At 69.3% G+C, this 16453-nt stretch carries 16 protein-coding genes; 4 read left to right on the top strand and 12 right to left on the bottom strand.

Annotation, left to right across the window (positions count from 1 at the left end; translation table 11 throughout):
• Window positions 1-36: 36 nt before the first annotated feature.
• The 12 genes from HZI36_RS18120 to HZI36_RS18065 form a co-directional block, all read right to left on the bottom strand.
• Entirely contained in the window at window positions 37-741 is a 705-nt protein-coding gene (locus tag HZI36_RS18120; protein WP_179404030.1) for a response regulator transcription factor, read from the bottom strand.
• Between the two features lie 281 nt (window positions 742-1022).
• Window positions 1023-1403, bottom strand: a complete 381-nt coding sequence (locus HZI36_RS18115; RefSeq protein ID WP_179404029.1) for a hypothetical protein — start codon at window positions 1401-1403, stop codon at window positions 1023-1025.
• 203 nt (window positions 1404-1606) lie between these two features.
• The gene (locus HZI36_RS18110; RefSeq protein ID WP_179404028.1) at window positions 1607-1834 is read right to left on the bottom strand and encodes a sulfurtransferase TusA family protein; all 228 of its coding nucleotides are present in this window, start codon (window positions 1832-1834) and stop codon (window positions 1607-1609) included.
• 133 nt (window positions 1835-1967) lie between these two features.
• Window positions 1968-2672, bottom strand: coding sequence for an ABC transporter ATP-binding protein (locus HZI36_RS18105; protein ID WP_179404027.1), 705 nt, complete (start codon window positions 2670-2672; stop codon window positions 1968-1970).
• Window positions 2669-4795 (bottom strand): branched-chain amino acid ABC transporter ATP-binding protein/permease, encoded by a 2127-nt coding sequence (locus HZI36_RS18100; protein ID WP_179404026.1) that lies wholly within the window; start codon window positions 4793-4795, stop codon window positions 2669-2671. Before HZI36_RS18100 ends, HZI36_RS18105 begins: the two co-directional genes overlap by 4 nt.
• On the bottom strand, window positions 4788-5717 hold the full coding sequence (locus HZI36_RS18095) for a branched-chain amino acid ABC transporter permease (RefSeq protein WP_179404064.1): 930 nt from the start codon (window positions 5715-5717) through the stop codon (window positions 4788-4790). The genes HZI36_RS18100 and HZI36_RS18095 overlap by 8 nt, the downstream gene beginning before the upstream one ends.
• Window positions 5718-5739: 22 nt before the next feature.
• Entirely contained in the window at window positions 5740-6177 is a 438-nt protein-coding gene (locus HZI36_RS18090; protein ID WP_179404025.1) for an acyl-CoA thioesterase, read from the bottom strand.
• 74 nt (window positions 6178-6251) lie between these two features.
• Window positions 6252-6788 (bottom strand): NUDIX domain-containing protein, encoded by a 537-nt coding sequence (locus tag HZI36_RS18085; RefSeq protein ID WP_179404024.1) that lies wholly within the window; start codon window positions 6786-6788, stop codon window positions 6252-6254.
• A gap of 123 nt (window positions 6789-6911) precedes the next feature.
• Complete coding sequence (locus HZI36_RS18080) at window positions 6912-8135, bottom strand: YbfB/YjiJ family MFS transporter (protein WP_179404023.1); 1224 nt, start codon at window positions 8133-8135, stop codon at window positions 6912-6914.
• A gap of 36 nt (window positions 8136-8171) precedes the next feature.
• A complete protein-coding gene (thrC, locus tag HZI36_RS18075; RefSeq protein WP_179404022.1) occupies window positions 8172-9623 on the bottom strand; it encodes a threonine synthase in 1452 nt (483 codons plus the stop codon).
• Window positions 9624-9638: 15 nt separating this feature from the next.
• Window positions 9639-10967, bottom strand: coding sequence for a homoserine dehydrogenase (locus HZI36_RS18070; RefSeq protein ID WP_179404021.1), 1329 nt, complete (start codon window positions 10965-10967; stop codon window positions 9639-9641).
• 64 nt (window positions 10968-11031) lie between these two features.
• A complete protein-coding gene (locus HZI36_RS18065) occupies window positions 11032-12270 on the bottom strand; it encodes an aminotransferase class I/II-fold pyridoxal phosphate-dependent enzyme (RefSeq protein WP_179404020.1) in 1239 nt (412 codons plus the stop codon).
• A 230-nt stretch (window positions 12271-12500) separates the two neighbouring features.
• Here HZI36_RS18065 and HZI36_RS18060 point away from each other — a divergent pair, with 230 nt between their 5' ends.
• From HZI36_RS18060 to HZI36_RS18045, 4 genes are all read left to right on the top strand, one after another.
• The gene (locus tag HZI36_RS18060) at window positions 12501-12872 is read left to right on the top strand and encodes an Mth938-like domain-containing protein (RefSeq protein WP_179404019.1); all 372 of its coding nucleotides are present in this window, start codon (window positions 12501-12503) and stop codon (window positions 12870-12872) included.
• 114 nt (window positions 12873-12986) lie between these two features.
• Entirely contained in the window at window positions 12987-14756 is a 1770-nt protein-coding gene (locus HZI36_RS18055; RefSeq protein ID WP_179404018.1) for a glycosyltransferase family 39 protein, read from the top strand.
• Between the two features lie 14 nt (window positions 14757-14770).
• Window positions 14771-15142 (top strand): EamA family transporter, encoded by a 372-nt coding sequence (locus tag HZI36_RS18050; RefSeq protein ID WP_179404017.1) that lies wholly within the window; start codon window positions 14771-14773, stop codon window positions 15140-15142.
• Between the two features lie 155 nt (window positions 15143-15297).
• On the top strand, window positions 15298-16449 hold the full coding sequence (locus tag HZI36_RS18045) for a DegT/DnrJ/EryC1/StrS family aminotransferase (RefSeq protein WP_179404016.1): 1152 nt from the start codon (window positions 15298-15300) through the stop codon (window positions 16447-16449).
• The last annotated feature ends 4 nt before the right edge of the window (window positions 16450-16453 follow it).

Here is a 16453-nt window from a genome sequence, read left to right as displayed (position 1 = left end):
CGATCGCTGTCGCTGTCGCTGTTGTTATCGTTGCCGTCACTGCGGTTCTCCCTGGGGCACGCGTTCGAGCCGGTAGCCGTAGCCGTAGATCGGCGCCAGCCGGTAGCCGTTCTCGGGGCGCAGCCCGAGCTTCGTGCGCAGCATCGACACGTGCGTGTCCATCGTGCGCGACGGAATGTCGGTCGCCTGCTTCCAGACGAGATCGAGGATGTGCGCGCGCGACAGCGGACGGTCGAGATGCAGGAACAGCAGCAGCGCGAGCTCGAATTCCTTCTGCGTGAGGCTGACCGGCTTGTCGCCGACGTACGCCTGCTTCAGGTTCACGTCGAACTTGTACAGATCGAACTCGCGCACCGCCGCCTCGGTGTTGACCGGATACGCGCGCCGCAGCAGCGCGTCGATCCGCGCGCGCAGGATCGGGCCGGACACCGGCTTCACGACGTAGTCGTCGGCGCCTGCGTTCAGGATCTGCGTGATGCCGGACTCGTCGTCGCGGCTCGTCATGAAGATGATCGGCAGGCTGTGCTCGGTCTGGTTCGAGCGGACCCACTTCAGCACTTCCTCGCCGGACAGGTCGGGCACGTTCCAGTCGAGCACCAGCAGGTCGAACGTCTCGCGCTGCAGGCGCTTCTTCAGCGCCCGGCCTTCCGTGAACGCGTAGCACGTGTGACCCGAGGCCGTCAGCGTTTGACTGACGAAATCCGTCTGGGCCGGATCGTCATCCAGTACAGCAATTCTCATAGCACCCCGCAATACGAAATCCAGTCGTCCAGTTTCGGCCTCGCGCTCACCCCGTACCGCCTGCGAACGCGCGCGGCGGCATCGATGTCGTCTGCCGCCCGGCCGTGACCGGAACACGCCCGCCGCGCAGCACACGCGTCAGACGAATCCGACTAATATCTCAAAAACGGGGCAGGGACGAAACGGCAATTTCACCATAGTAGTATGAAAGCCGCACAGAAATCGCGCTCGAGCGCATTCCAGCGTCGAGTGTTGCTTCCCGGTTGACGATGTCCGGCCGACTATTCAGTCCGATCCGCGCTCCGTTCCGCAGGCTCGCCGCTGCGCCGCAGCATCTCGGCGAGCTGGCCGCCCACCTCGTCCCATGCACCGGGCGCATAGTCCGGTTGCTGCGCCGCCCACGCGCGCGCGGCGCCGAACAGGCGCTCGACGGTCGCCGCGCAGTACGTGAAGCCCGGATGCGTCGCGGGCACCACGGTGCGCAGCCATTCGGCGAGCCACGGCATCTCGGTCGCCGCCGAATCCGCGTACGCCTCGAGCGCGGCGCGCGCGTGGCGATCCTGACGGGGATCGAGTTCGACGCGGCCCAGCCCGCTCGTCCCGGCATGCGTGGCGCGTTCCGTTTCGGGCGGAATGCGGGTAACCCCCGATCTGAATCGCATGCGTCTTCCCCGTGTGCGTTGGCGGCATCGAGCGGTCCGGGTCGCGCCCGGCCGCGATGATTGTTCGTATCGCGGGCCGACGTCCATCCGCCGCCGGACGGCCGAAGGCCTCCAGCAGTATAAGCAGTGCGCGGCGTAGGGAAGGTTAAGAATTGTCATCATGCCGGCCAAGTCGGCATGGCGACGTGGCAGCATGGCGGCCGTCAGCGACGGCGCATCAGGAACACGAAGGTCTTGTCCTCGGTCGTCGCCTCGACGATCTCGTTGCCCGTCTGCTTCGCGAACGCGGCGAAGTCGCGCTGCGAGCCGGGATCGGTTGCGAGCACCTTGAGGATCTGCCCGCTTTCCATGTCCGCAAGCGCCTTTTTCGCACGCAGGATCGGCAGCGGGCAGTTGAGCCCGCGCGCGTCCACTTCCTTGTGAATCTGCATCGACTGTCGACCTTCGAATGACGCGCCGCATGCGGCGCCGGGGAAAACCGCAATTTTACCGCAGCGGGTGCGCGCCCGCCGGCGCTTGCGTGGCCGCCGATTGCCCCGCCCTCACCCCGCCATCAGTCCGCCATCACCCCGCGCTCAGCCACGCATCGGCAACCGTCCCGTCGAGCGCATCGAGCGCTCCGTCGTACACGATCCGGCCCCGCCCCATCACCGCGACGCGCCGCGTCAGCTGTGGCGCGAGTTGCAGCCGCTGCTCGATTAGCAGGATCGCGACGCCGTCCGCGCGCAAAGCGTCGAGGCACGCGCCGACCTGCTCGACCGCGAGCGGCGCGAGCCCTTCCGCGGGCTCGTCGACGATCAGCACGCGCGGCGCGCCCGCGAGTGCGCGCGCGAGCGCGAGAATCTGCTGCTCGCCGCCGGACAGCCGTCCCGCCTTCACGTCCGCGCGCGCGGCCAGCAGCGGAAAGCGCGCGAGCAGGCGCTCGAGCGCCGCCCGCCCGGCCGCGCCATGCACGCCGCGCAGCCCGAGGCGCAGATTGTCGCGCACGCTGAGCAGCGGAAACACGTCGCGGCTCTCGGCCACGTACGCGAGCCCGCGCCGCGCGATCTCAAAAGTCCGCTTGCCCGCGCATTCGACGCCGTCGATCCGCACCGATCCCGCGACACGCACGAGCCCCATCACCGCCTTCGCCAGCGTCGAGCGGCCCGAGCCGTTGCGGCCGACGAGCGCGAGCGTCTCGCCCGCCGCGAGCGCGAGATCGACGCCGTCGAGCACCGGCTGCGCGCCATACCACGCGCGCACGCCGCGCAGATCGAGCAGCGCGCTCATCCAGCCCGCCCGCCGACAGGCGTTCCGGCATGCGTGCCCAGATACGCGGCGCGCACCGCCGGATCCGCGCGGATTGCATCCGGCGCGCCGGTCGCGACGATCGCGCCGCGCACGAGTACCGAGATCCGCTCCGCGAAGCCGAACACCGTATCCATATCGTGCTCGATCATCAGCACCGTGCGGCCGCGCGTGGTCCGGCGGATCAGGTCGATCATCCGCGCCGCCTGCGCGCGACTCATGCCGGCCGTCGGCTCGTCGAGCAGCAGCGTCGATGCGCCGCTCGCGAGCGCGATCCCGAGATCGAGCGCGCGCTGCTCCGCGTAGCCGAGCGTGCCCGCCGGCACGTCGCGCCGCGCGTCGAGGCCGATCTCGCGCAGCACGCGCTCGGCCGCGCGGTCGACCAGCGCCGATTCGCGCAGCCGGTTCCACCAGCGCCGCCGCACGTCGGGCGCATGCAGCGCCGCGCAGCGCAGGTTGTCGAACACCGACAGCCGCGGGAACACGCTCGTCTGCTGAAAGCTGCGGCCGATCCCGAGCCGGCTCGCGGCGACCGCGCCGCGCCCGGCAAGCTCGACGCCGTGCAGCACGACGCGGCCGCGTGTCGGCCGCTCGACGCCCGCGATCACGTTGAAGAGCGTCGACTTGCCCGCGCCGTTCGGCCCGATCAGCGCGTGCCGCTCGCCCGCCGCGACCGACAGGTCGACGTGCTCGAGCACCGTCTGCGCGCCGAAACGCTTCTGCACGCCGATCAGCGCGACCGCGGTGACGTTCATCGTGCCGCCCATCGTGCCGCCCATCGCGCCGCCCATCGCGCCGCCGATCGAACCATTCATCGCACCATTCATCGCGCCGCTCCCCGCGCGCGCATCCGCGCCGCCGGCATCGGCATCGGCATCGGCACCGCGCGGCGCGCGCACGCGCCACAGCGCTGTGCCGGCCACCGCCGCCGCAAGCGCGACCGCCCAGCCGAACGGCGACGCGGGATCGACACGCCACGCGCCGAGCGTCGCGCGCGTGCCTTCGTCCTGCGCGAAGCGCCACGCGTAGCCGAGCTCCGCCGCGCAGGCAACCGCGACGCCCCAGCACAGCACCGAGGCCGCGCCGCACAGCACCCGGCGCCGCTCGCCCGCGCGGGCGTCGCGCCGGAACGCGTGCGCGACGTCAGCGGCGACGCCCGCGAGCCCGCGCGGCGCGGCGATCACGACGACGACGAACAGCAGCCCGAGATACAGCGCCCACGCACGCGACACGCCGGCGACCGCCACGCTGAAGCACGTGAGCACCGCCGCGCCGAGCGCGGGCCCGAAGAACGACGCGGTGCCGCCGATCACCGCCGCGATCAGCACCGTCGCCGAGCGCGCCATCCCGACGCTGTCGGCGGTCGCGATCTCGACGTCGATCAGCGTCAGCGTGCCCGCGACGCCCGCGAAAAACGACGCGCAGACGACCATCGCGAGCCGCACCGTGCGCGGCGCGGTGCCGAGCGCGGCGACGCGCGCGGGATTGTCGCGGACCGCGTTCGCGAGGCGCGCGAGCGGCGTGCGCGTCAGCGCGCGCATCGCGAGCGCGGACGCGAAGCACCATGCGGCGATCAGCGCATACGCGTGCGCGGGCGAGCCGAATTGCGCACCGAATTGCGCACCGAACGGCCCGCCGCCCCACTGCATGCCCTGCGTGCGGTCGATCGACAGCCCGCCGATTCCGCCGAACCAGTCGGGCATGCTCCACGCGGCGGCCGCGACGCACTCGCCGAGCCCGAGCGTGATCATCGCGAACGCGGTGCCCGAGCGGCGCGTCGCCAGCGCACCGAACAACAGCCCGAAGCCCGCGCCGGCGACGCCGCCGACGAGCGGCAACAGCGGCAACGGGCAGCCGTAGCGGTTGAACCAGTGCGCGGCCGCGAACGCGCCGAGGCCCGCGAACGCGGCATGCCCGAACGACAGCAGCCCGCAGGTGCCGAGCTGCAGGTTGTACGACAGCGCGAGCACGACGAGCGCCGCGGTCTGCGCGAGATACGCGAGCATCGCGCCGTGCGGCCACAGCCACGCGGGCAGCGCGAGGCAGCCGGCGAACGCCGTCCAGCGCGCGAGGCTCGCGAGCGGCGCGGACGTCGCGCTATGCATCGCTGCGTTCGCCGAACAGCCCGCGCGGCCGCGCGACGAGCACGGCGACGAGCAGCAGATACGGAACGAGCGGCGCGAGTTGCGACAGCGACAGCGCGGCCGCGCCTTCGGGCGGCACGACGCCGAGCCACAGCGCGACGTCGCGCAGCGACACGCTGCTCGCGGCCGCGAACGTCTGCGCGCAGCCGACCGCGAGCGACGCGACGAGCGCGCCGCCGAGCGAACCGAGCCCGCCGATCACGACGATCGCGAACACGACCGAGCCAACCGTCTCGGCCATCGCCGGCTCGATCACCGCGAGCGGCGCGCCGATCACGCCGGCCGCCGCCGCGAGCGCGGTGCCCACCCCGAACAGGCCGGTCATCAGCCGCGACACGTCGTAGCCGAGCGCCTCGACCGCCGCACGATGCGTGAGCGCCGCGCGCACGACGAGCCCGGCGCGCGACGTGCGCAGCAGCGCCGCCAGCGCGACGAGCATCGCGACCGACATCCCCATCATGAACAGCCGATAGCGCGGCACCGCGACGCCGAGCCAGGTCGCCGGCGCGCCGTCGAAAAAAGCCGGCACCGGCGCGGGCAACGGCGCGAGCCCCCAGACGAGCTTCGCGCCTTCGGCGATCAGATAGGCGAGGCCGAACGTCAGCAGCAATTCGCTCGTGTGGCCGCGCGCCTGCACGCGGCGCAGCAGCCAGCGCTCGCAGCCGGCGCCGGCGAGGCCGACCGCAAGCGGCGCGAGCACGAGCGCGGCCCAGTAGCCGAGATGCGCGGCGATTACATACCCGGCGTACGCGCCGAGCATGTAGAAGCTCGCGTGCGCGAAGTTCAGCACGCCCTGCACGCTGAAGATCAGCGTGAGGCCCGCCGACAACATGAACAACAGCAGTCCGTAGCTGACGCCGTTGAAGACGTCGACGACGAGCATCTGCGCCACGCGCGCGCTCCGCTCAGACGGCGAGCGCCGTCAGTGCCGCGCGCAGCGGCTCGGGCAGCGGCACCGGCCGCCGCGTGTCGCGATCGACATACACGTGCACGAAGTGTCCCTGCGCGGCGGGCGCCGCGTCGCCGGCCGCGAACAGGCCGATCTCGTAGCGCACGCTCGACGAGCCGAGCTTCGCGACGCGCAGCCCCGCTTCGACTTGCTGCGGAAACGCGAGCGACGCGAGGTAGTTGCACTGCGTCTCGACGACGAGCCCGATCGTCCGGCCGTGCTCGACGTCGAGCACGCCGGCGCGGATCAGGTACTCGTTGACGACCGTGTCGAAGTAGCTGTAGTAGACGACATTGTTCACGTGCCCGTACATGTCGTTGTCCATCCAGCGGGTCGTGATCGTCAGGAAATGCGGATACGCGTCACGTGCGCGCGGCTGCGGCTTGTCGGACATGGCGATGAAGGTCGAGGCGGTTCGGTCGGTGTGCTGTCAGTGTGCGATGCGGGACGCGCGGGCAAGCGCGGGCGTCATTGCCCCGCCCGGTCGACGAACTCGAAGTCGAGGCCGCGCGCGCGCATCCAGTCGGCGAGCGCGTAGCCGGTGCCGGCGCGCCACGGGCGCAGCTTCGGCGGATCGACGAGCCGGTATTCGAGCAGCTCCGGCGACAGCGTGACGGTGCCGGACGCGCGCACGTGATACGCGATGATCAGTTCGTTCTTGCGGATGAATTCGTAGACGCCGACGAGCGCGACGTGGTCGGCCGCGAGGCCGGTCTCTTCGAGGACCTCGCGCGCGATCCCCTGCTCCGGCGTCTCGCCGTGCTCGAGAAAGCCGGTGATCAGCGCGAACATCCCTTCGGGCCACGCGGCGTTGCGCGCGAGCAGGATCTTGTCGCCGTACTCGACGATCGCCGCGACGACCGGCAGCGGATTGTTCCAGTGGACGAAGCCGCACGCGGCATCGGGGCACGCCTGGCGGATACGGCCGCCGTCCTCGGCGGGGTCGGTGCGCTCGATCAGTAGTTGCGCGCAGCGCGGGCAGAAGCGGTAGTCCGGAGTCGTCATCGGGAATTCGGGCGGGCGCCCGGCCGCGGCATCCGCGCGGCGCGAACCCCCGCTTCGCACGGGAAAGGCATCATTCTAGCGGCTTTACCCGGCACGCAGATGATCAGACCCTGGAGGGCGGCGTCAGCGCCGCCCCGCCTGCCGCGCGAGAACGACGAACCCCGCCGCCCCCGCGATCAGCGCCGCGACGGCCAGCCACAGCGCCGGCGTAAACGACCCGGTATGCGCGGCAAGCGGCGCGGCGACGAGCGGCCCCGCGATCTGCCCGACCCCGTACGACGCGGTCAGATAGCCCATCAGCCCCGCCGCGCGTTCGCCGTGCAGCCGGCGCGCCTCGCGCAGCGCGAACAGCGTGATCGCGGTGAACGGCAGCCCGATCAGCACGCTGCCGATCGCGAAACCGGCCGCGGTCGGCCACACGATGCCCGTGACGATGCCGATCGCCTGCATCGCGCAGCCGCCGGCGAGCAGCATCCGGTTGTCCCAGTGCGCGGGCAAACGCGCGGCCACGAGCACGCCCGGCATCAGCGCCGCGCCGAACATCGGCCAGAACAGGTCCGGCCACGGCGACCCGGCCGGCAGTGCCGCGCGCGCGATCACCGGCAGGAACGTCGCTGTGATGATGTAGCCGAAGCCCGGCATCGCGTAGCAGACGACGAGCGCGGCGACCTTCGCGGCGCCCGCGGTCGACTCCGGCTCCGGCTCCAGTTCCGATTCCGGCTGCCCGGCCGCGCGACGCTCTGCCGTCTGCACCGGCATTGCGCTCGCGCGGCCCGGCTCGCCGGCCCCGAACGAGCGCCAGATCGCCGCCGACAGCCCGGCCGCCAGCAGCGCGAACCCGAGCCAGCCGATCTCCGCGCGATGCCCGGCGAGCACGCGCCCCGCGAGCCCGGTCAGCACGATCCCGACGCCCGGCCCGGTATAGATCACGCCGCCCCACGCGGGCGCATGCAGCGCCGCAAGCCGCCGCAGCCCCCACTGCGACACGAACACGAACGTCCACGCGCTGACGACGCCCGCGACGAACCGCGCGGCAAGCCACAGCGGCAGCGCATGCCCGACGCCCATCAGCGCGGTCAGCAGCACCGTCGCCACGAGCCCGAAGCGGACCATCCGCGCGGGCTCGATGCTGAACCGCGCGCAACTCATCGCGCCGATGAAGTAGCCGGCGTAATTCGCGGACGCGAGCCAGCCGCCGGCGCGCAGGCCAACCGAGCCGTCGGCGAGCATCAGCGGCAGCAGCGGCGTGAACGCGAAGCGGCCGACGCCGAGCGCGACCGCGAGCCCGATCGCGCACGCGAGTGCGACGGTGCGCGCGCTCAGGCCCGGGATTTCAATCGGCTTCATTCGTCGACGAGCCGGGCTGCGGCGCCCGGCCCCGCGTCAAAGCCCGGTATGCGCGGCGATGAAATCCTTCACCGGCTGCGCATCGGCCTTCACGACCTCGAAGCGCTGCGGCAGCGCCTCGATCCCGTCGAACGCGGCCGGGCGCTCGGCCTCGCGATCGAGCGCCTCGCGAATCGTCTCGCCGAACTTGATCGGCTGCGCGGTCTCGAGCACGACCATCGGCACGCCCGCATCGAGATGCTCGCGCGCGACCTTCAGGCCGTCCGCCGTATGCGTGTCGATCATCGCGCCGTAGCGCGCATACACGTCGCGGATCGTCGCGAGACGGTCCGCGTGATCGCTGCGGCCCGACACGAAGCCGAACTCGGCGACGCGCGCGAAGTCGCCGCTCGCCGCGAGATCGAAGCCGCCCTTCTCCTCGACGTCGCGGAACAGCTGCATCACGCGCGCCGGATCGCGGCCGAGCAGGTCGAACACGAAGCGCTCGAAGTTCGACGCCTTCGAGATATCCATGCTCGGGCTGCTCGTGTGATACGTGTTCTCCGCGGTACGCACGCGATAGGCGCCGGTGCGGAAGAACTCGTCGAGCACGTCGTTCTCGTTCGTCGCGACGACGAGCTTCGCGATCGGCAGCCCCATCATCCGCGCGATGTGACCCGCGCAGACGTTGCCGAAGTTGCCCGACGGCACCGTGAACGACACGCGCTCATCGTTGGTCTTCGTCGCCGCGAAATAGCCCTTGAAGTAGTAGACGACCTGCGCGACGACGCGCGCCCAGTTGATCGAGTTGACCGTGCCGATCTTCTGGCGTGCCTTGAACGCGTGATCGTTCGACACCGCCTTCACGATGTCCTGACAGTCGTCGAACACGCCCTCGACCGCGAGGTTGAAGATGTTCGGGTCCTGCAGGCTGTACATCTGCGCGCTCTGGAACGCGCTCATCTTCTGGTGCGGCGACAGCATGAACACGCGCACGCCGGCCTTGCCGCGCATCGCGTATTCGGCCGCGCTACCGGTGTCGCCGGACGTCGCGCCGAGGATGTTCAGCGTTTGCCCGTGCTTCGCGAGCGTGTACTCGAACAGGTTGCCGAGCAGCTGCATCGCCATGTCCTTGAACGCGAGCGTCGGGCCGTTCGACAGCTCGAGCAGCGAGATCGTCACGCCGTTCTCGGTGCCGAGCGTTTTCAGCGGCGTGATGTCGGACGCGTTCTCGCCGTGGCGCGCGTTGCGGTACACGTCGGCCGTGTACGTGCGGCGCGTGAGCGCGCGCAGGTCGTCGGCCGGAATGTCGTCGCAGAACTTCGACAGCACCTCGAACGCGAGATCCGCGTACGGCAGCGCGCGCCAGCGCGCGAGCTCGTCGGCGGACACCGTCGGGTACTCGGCCGGCAGGTAAAGCCCGCCGTCCTTCGCGAGACCGCCGAGCAGGATGTCGGAGAACGTGTGGCGCTCGCCGATGCCGGCGCCGCGCGTGGAGATGTAGTTCATGTCGCGGGCCTCAGATCAGTTCAGCGCTTCCATGCGCAGCTTCGTCACCTTCGATACGACCGTCGAAAGTCCCTCGATCCGCGCGATCGCCGCGTTCACGTTCTTCTCCAGCGTCTCGTGCGTGATGATGATCACGTCGGTTTCGCCGTTCGCGTTGGCGATCTGCTCCGATTCCTTCTGCAGCAGCGCGTCGATCGAGATGCCGGAATCGGCGAGGATGTGCGTGATGTCCGCGAGCACGCCGGTTTCGTCGGCCACGCGCAGGCGCAGGTAATAACCGCTCGTCACCTCTTCGATCGGCAGAATCGGCGTGTTCGACAGGCTGTCCGGCTGGAACGCGAGATGCGGCACGCGATGCTCGGGGTCGGCGGTATGCAGGCGCGTGACGTCGACGAGATCCGCGACGACCGCCGACGCGGTCGGCTCCGCGCCCGCGCCCTTGCCGTAGTAGAGCGTCGTGCCGACCGCGTCGCCGTGCACGACGACCGCGTTCATCGCGCCCTCGACGTTCGCGAGCAGGCGCTTCTCCGGAATCAGCGTCGGATGCACGCGCAGCTCGATCCCGCGATCGGTGCGGCGTGTGATGCCGAGCAGCTTGATCCGGTATCCGAGCTCTTCCGCGTAACGCAGGTCGGTCGCATCGAGCTTGCTGATCCCCTCGACGTACGCGCGGTCGAACTGCACCGGCACGCCGAACGCGATCGCGCTCATGATCGTCGCCTTGTGCGCGGCGTCGACGCCCTCGATGTCGAACGTCGGGTCGGCTTCCGCGTACCCGAGTTCCTGCGCGGCCTTCAGCGCGGTCGCGAAGTCGAGCCCGCGGTCGCGCATTTCCGACAGGATGTAGTTCGTCGTGCCGTTGATGATGCCGGCGATGTACTGAATGCGGTTCGCGGTCAGCCCTTCGCGCAGCGCCTTGATGATCGGGATGCCGCCGGCGACGGCCGCCTCGAACGCGACCATCACGTCCTTCTCGCGCGCGGCCTCGAAAATCTCGGTGCCGTGCACCGCGAGCAGCGCCTTGTTCGCGGTCACCACGTGCTTGCCGTTCCTGATCGCGCGCAGCACGAGTTCGCGCGCGATGCCGGTGCCGCCGATCATCTCGGCGACGATCGAGATCGACGGATCGTCGACGACGGCATTGAAGTCGTCGGTGATCGACGCGCCGCCGGCGTCGCCGCCGAGCGCGGCGGTCGCTTTCGCCGGGTTGCGCACCGCGATCCGCGAGATCTCGATGCCGCGCCCCGCGCGGCGCTTGATTTCTTCCTGGTTGCGGCGCAGCACCGTGAAGGTGCCGCTACCGACGGTGCCGAAGCCCAACAGGCCAACTTTGATCGGTTCCATGCTGCGTGTGATCTTTAGATTGAAAAAGGGTGAGGTCCGGCGCGCAGCCTGAGCCGCACGCGGCTCAGACCGAATGGCGCTTCCGGTAGCCGTCGAGGAAGCGCGCGATCCGGTTGATCGAATCGGTGAGATCGTCGACGTTCGGCAGGAAGACGACGCGGAAATGGTCCGGCGTCGGCCAGTTGAAGCCCGTGCCCTGCACGAGCAGCACGCGCTCCTCGAGCAGCAGCTCGAGAATGAACTGCTGGTCGTTCTCGATCGGATAGAGCTTCGGATCGAGGCGCGGGAACATGTAGAGCGCCGCCTCCGGCTTCACGCACGACACGCCCGGAATCGACGTCAGCATGTCGTACGCGATGTCGCGCTGCTTGAACAGGCGTCCCGACGGCATGATCAGCTCGTTGATGCTCTGGTAGCCGCCGAGCGCGGTCTGGATCGCGAACTGCCCGGGCACGTTCGCGCAGAGCCGCATCGACGACAGGATGCCGAGCCCTTCCAGATAATCCTTCGCGCGCGCGCGGTTCTCGCCGCCGAGCCCCGACACCGCCATCCAGCCGGCGCGGTAGCCGCACGAACGATAGCTCTTCGACAGGCTGTTGAACGTGACGGTGATCACGTCCTCCGCGAGCGCGCCCATCGACGTGTGCGTCTTGCCGTCGTAGACGATCTTGTCGTACACCTCGTCCGCGAACACGATCAGCCCGTACTGGCGCGCGATCGCGAGCAGCTCGAGCAGCAATTCGTCGGAATAAAGCGCGCCCGTCGGGTTGTTCGGGTTGATCACGACGATCGCCTTCGTGTTCGGCGTGATCTTGCGGCGGATGTCGTCGAGGTCGGGCATCCACGCGTTCTGCTCGTCGCAGATGTAATGCACCGGCGTGCCGCCGGACAGGCTCACCGCGGCCGTCCACAGCGGATAGTCGGGCGCGGGCAGCAGCACCTCGTCGCCGTCGTTCAGCAGCGCCTGCGTGGCCATCACGATCAGCTCGGACGCGCCGTTGCCGATGTAGATGTCGTCGAGCCCGACGCCCGTGACACCCTTCTCCTGCGTGTAGTGCATCACCGCCTTGCGCGCCGAGAACACCCCCTTCGAATCCGAGTAGCCGGACGACGTCGGCAGGTTGCGGATCATGTCCTGGATGATTTCGTCGGGCGCGTCGAAACCGAACGGCGCGAGGTTGCCGATGTTCAGCTTGATGATCCGGTGGCCTTCGTCCTCGAGGCGTTTCGCGTGCTCGAGCACCGGGCCACGGATGTCGTAGCAGACGTTGAGCAGCTTGTTCGACTTCTGAATCGGTTTCACGGCGAAACGGTTCCTGGTAATGCCTGGCACGGCTGGGGGGCGGGAATCAAAACTGGAGAGCGGCCGGTCTGTTGCGCGCTGTCTAGGCTGGACGAAAACGGCGGCCGGGCACGGCTTGTGGCGGCGCGCGACGCGGGGCGCCGCCCGGGAGCGGCTAAAAAGTTATAATTTAGCGGATTTTGGCCGACTTTCGCAATGCACCATTCCTTTCGGAACCCGGAACCCCAGCCTTGAAACTTCACCAGGATACAAGCGGCGCACTCAACACCGTCACCGGCTACGGCCCCGATTACGTCGAGATCAACCTCGAACGCCACGAACAGAGCGTCATCGTGCTGCCGGATGCGGTCATCGCGTGGCCGGTCGCGTCGTTCGACGCGCTCGCGGCCGAGCACTTCGAGATGCTGCTCGGCCCGGCGCCGGAAGTCGTGATCTTCGGCAGCGGCGCGCGGCTGCGCTTTCCGCACCCGCGGCTCACCGCGAAGCTCGCCGCGCAGCGGATCGGCGTCGAGACGATGGATTTCCAGGCCGCGTGCCGCACGTACAACATCCTGATGGCCGAGGGCCGCAAGGTCGCCGCCGCGCTCTTAATAGAACGTTAATCGCGGATGCGCGACACTTCCGCGTCCGGGACATCCGTCCCGGGCCGGCGCGCCGGCCTCTTCCTCGCCGCCGCCGTCAGCTCAACCAACACTACCAACAGGCTGATTACATCCATGAACGATACGCCGTCGAGGCTACCGCTCAATCGCACCGCGCTCGTCCTGCTCGTCGTCGCGCTCGCCGTGGTCTGGTTCGTGCCGCTCGGCTGGCGCCACCTGATCCCGAGCGACGAAGGTCGCTACGCGGAAATGGCGCGCGAGATGTTCGTGACCGGCGACTGGATCACGCCGCGCTACAACGGCTACAAGTATTTCGAGAAGCCGCCGCTGCAGACCTGGCTCAACGCGCTCACGTTCGCGTGGTTCGGCATCGGCGAGTGGCAGGCGCGCCTGTACACCGCCGTCGCGAGCTTCGCCGGCGTGCTGCTCGTCGGCTACACCGGCGCGCGCCTGTTCACGCCGCTCGCCGGCTTCCTCGCGGCCGTCGTGCTCGCGTGCTCGCCGTACTGGAACCTGATGGGCCACTTCAACACGCTCGACATGGGCCTGTCGCTGTGGATGGCCATCACGCTGTGCTCGCTGCTGCTCGCGCAGCGGCCCGGCCTGCGCCCCGCCGCCGTGCGCGGCTGGATGTGGGCGTGCTGGGCGTCGATGGCGCTCGCGGTGCTGTCGAAGGGGCTCGTCGGGCTGATCCTGCCCGGCGCCGTACTCGTGCTCTATACGGCGATCGCGCGCGACTGGGCGCTGTGGAAGCGCCTGTACCTCGCGAGCGGCCTCGTGATCTTCTTCGCGATCGCGACGCCGTGGTTCGTGCTCGTCCAGCAGCGCAACCCGGAATTCTTCAACTTTTTCTTCATCGTCCAGCAATTCCGCCGGTATCTGACCCCGGAGCAGAACCGCCCCGGCCCGTTCTACTACTTCGTGCCGGTGCTGCTGATCGGCTTCCTGCCGTGGCTGTCGGTCGCGTGGCAGAGCCTGCGCCACGCGGCGCGGATGCCGCGCCAGCCGAACGGCTTCGCGCCGATGCTCGTGCTGCTGATCTGGACCGCGTTCATCTTCCTGTTCTTCAGCGTGTCGCATTCGAAGCTGCTGTCGTACGTGCTGCCCGTCGCGCCCGCGCTCGCGCTCATGATCGGCGCGTATCTGCCGCTCGTCGGCGCCGATCGCTACCGCCGCCATCTGGTCGGCTATCTCGTGTTCCTCGTCGTCGCGGCGCTCGGCGCGATCGCGCTGTTCTTCGTCGGCGACGCGCGCACGCCGAACGCGCAGTACCGCGCGTTCGCGGTCTGGGTCTACGCGGGCATCGCGGTCGCGTTCGCGCTGACGCTCGCCGCACTGTGGCTGATCCGCCACGGCCGCGCGGGCCTGTCGGGGCTTTCGGGGCTTTCGGCCGTCGCGGCGACGTTCGGCGCCGCGTGGCTGCTGCTCGGCACGATCGCCGGCACCGGCCACGACGAGTTCGGCCGCTACAGCTCCGGCGCGCTGCTCGCGCCCGCGGTGCGCGCGGAGTTCGCGAAGCTGCCGCCCGACACGCCGTTCTATGGGGTCGACGTGCTCGACCACACGCTGCCGTTCTACGTCGGCCACACGACGATCATGGTCCAGCGCAAGGACGAACTCTCGTTCGGCATCTCGGTCGAGCCGAACAAGTGGATTCCGACGATCGACGCATGGATCCCGCGCTGGGAAGCCGACCGCTACGCGCTCGCGGTCATGTCGCCGGACAACTACGCGAAGCTGTCCGCGGCCGGCGTGCCGATGCGGATGGTCGCGCGCGACAACCGCCGCGTGATCGTCGAGAAACCGCAATCGCCACAACCGCCGCAACAACAGCCGCAACAACCGTCGCAGCCGCCGCAGTCGCAAGCGGCGCCGCAATCCTGAGGACCGTCATTGCCGTGAACCCGATCTCGTTCGTCTGCATCATCACCGGCGTCATGCTGAACGCATGCGCGCAACTGCTGCTGAAGGCCGGCGTCAACGCCGTTGGACACTTCGATTTCACCCGTGCGAACATTGTGCCCGTCGGCCTGAAGATCGCGACCCAGCTCCCGATCATCGGCGGCCTCGGCTGCTACGTGCTGAGCGTCGTCGTGTGGATCGTCGGGCTGTCGCGCGTCGACGTGTCGATCGCGTACCCGATGCTGTCGCTCGGCTACGTCGTCAACGCGTTCGCCGCGTGGTACCTGTTCGGCGAGGTGCTGTCGGTGCAGCGGCTCGTCGGGATCGGGATCATCCTGATCGGCGTGTACGTGCTCGCGCGCAGCTGAGCCGGCGCGCACCGCCCGGCCGCCGCCGGCGAGCCGCCACTGTTAAGCGTCCGCCTACAAAAAGTCCGGTGCGAACGCGCCATCCGGTGTTTTAATGCCGGTTTCGAGCGCGTCGTCCGACCCTTTCATTACACGCCATTACGAGCCAAGCGTTCATGAGCCAGACTGCCGTTCCGTTCCTGCCTTTCGTCCGCCCCGAGATCGACGAGGACACCATTCAGGGCGTCGCCGAGGTGCTGCGCTCCGGCTGGATCACCACCGGCCCGCAGAACCAGCGCTTCGAGGCCGCGCTGTCCGAGTACTTCGGCGGGCGCCCGGTGCGCACGTTCAACTCGGGCACCTGCACGCTCGAGATCGGGCTGCGCATCGCGGGCGTCGGCCCCGGCGACGAGGTGATCACGACGCCCGCGTCGTGGGTCTCGACGAGCAACGTGATTCTCGAGACCGGCGCGACGCCCGTGTTCGTCGACATCGATCCGCTCACGCGCAACATCGACCTCGAGCTCGTCGAGCGCGCGATCACGCCGCGCACGAAGGCGATCATCCCCGTGTATCTGGCCGGGCTGCCGGTCGACATGGACCGCCTGTACGCGATCGCGCACGCGCACAAGCTGCGCGTGATCGAGGACGCCGCGCAGGCGCTCGGCTCGACGTGGCGCGGCAAGCGGATCGGCGCGATCGGCGATCTGGTGTCGTTCAGCTTCCACGCGAACAAGAACCTGACGTCGATCGAGGGCGGCGCGCTCGTGCTGAACGACGAGGACGAGGCGACCCTCGCGCAGAAATACCGGCTGCAGGGGATCACGCGCACCGGCTTCGACGGGATGGACTGCGACGTGCTCGGCGGCAAGTTCAACCTGACCGACGTCGCCGCGCGCGTCGGCCTCGGCCAGTTGCCGCATCTCGCGCGCTTTACCGACACGCGCCGCGCGCTCGCGCGCGCATATTTCGCGGCGTTCGATGGCGGCGCGGCCGTGAAGCGCGGAATCGGGCTGCCGGTCGCGGACTTCGAGCACGGCAACTGGCACATGTTCCAGATCACGCTGCCGCTCGACGCGCTGTCGATCACGCGCGGCGAATTCATGGCGCGGATGAAGGAGCACGGGATCGGCACCGGCGTTCACTACCCGGCGATCCATCTGTTCTCGCTGTACCGCGCGCTCGGCTTCAGGGAGGGCATGTTCCCGCACGCGGAGCGGTACGGCGCGTCGACGGTCACGCTGCCGCTCTTCACGCAGATGACGGAACACGACGTCGCGCGCGTGGTCGACGCCACCAATCAGATTTGCGAACAATACGGAAAATAACCGG

It is taken from the genome of Burkholderia guangdongensis (assembly GCF_013403875.1).
Lineage (GTDB): Bacteria > Pseudomonadota > Gammaproteobacteria > Burkholderiales > Burkholderiaceae > Burkholderia > Burkholderia guangdongensis.
Note: the sequence above shows the minus strand (reverse complement) of the source record. Positions and strands in the feature narration are given on the sequence as shown.